Raw genomic sequence first — 625 nt, 5'->3', positions numbered from 1 at the left:
GCACTGTGCGTTTGGCAGGCTGGTAGCCTATTTGCAGCATAGTGACGGGCGTTTTGAGGCCATGCCGGCTGAAGCGTGGAATACCCACGCTTATCAGGGATGGTTCAGTAATTTCTTTCGCGCTCCAGCGAATGTCATCCCACGGCGATGGCATCCTCTCGCCGATATACCGGAGTGGTGGCTTTTCGTGGGGCGTGCCGAATTGGAAGCTTTGGCTACGCCACCAGCAAGCTATTCCGGGCCGGAAAGTAACGCTGCGTCGGACTCGGCACCGAGCATCTACCATGTACACATTGAAGATATTCGGGGGCTCCCATTCCTGTTTCTCGGGCAGGCCATTGAGTGGATCGGGGCGCGGGGCGAACCAATTGAGGACGCGGACTTGGCGGCCAAGTGGGACGCGGATGAACGGGAACTATTCGACTGCCTCGATGCTACTGCCCAAGATGTGCAGGGCTATCCTGCCAACGGCCCGTGCATTTATGAAAGCCTGCCATCTGGCATTTGGGCCAGGATGAATAGGGGGGGCACCAATGACCCAGCTTTCTCACCCGTCGATGACGGCGAGGAACGCGAGGACGGCGGAAGCGTATATGTGGGCGACCTGCGGTGGGACGGGGTGAGG

At 59.0% G+C, this 625-nt stretch carries 1 protein-coding gene; it reads left to right on the top strand.

Going from position 1 to position 625, the window contains the following annotated elements:
* The coding region (locus IPF36_RS34455; protein WP_218959790.1) for a hypothetical protein at positions 1-625 on the top strand (625 nt) is incomplete at both ends.

It is taken from the genome of Cupriavidus sp. IK-TO18 (assembly GCF_015549295.1).
Taxonomy (GTDB): domain Bacteria; phylum Pseudomonadota; class Gammaproteobacteria; order Burkholderiales; family Burkholderiaceae; genus Cupriavidus; species Cupriavidus oxalaticus_A.
This window is presented reverse-complemented; position numbering and strand designations above follow the sequence as displayed.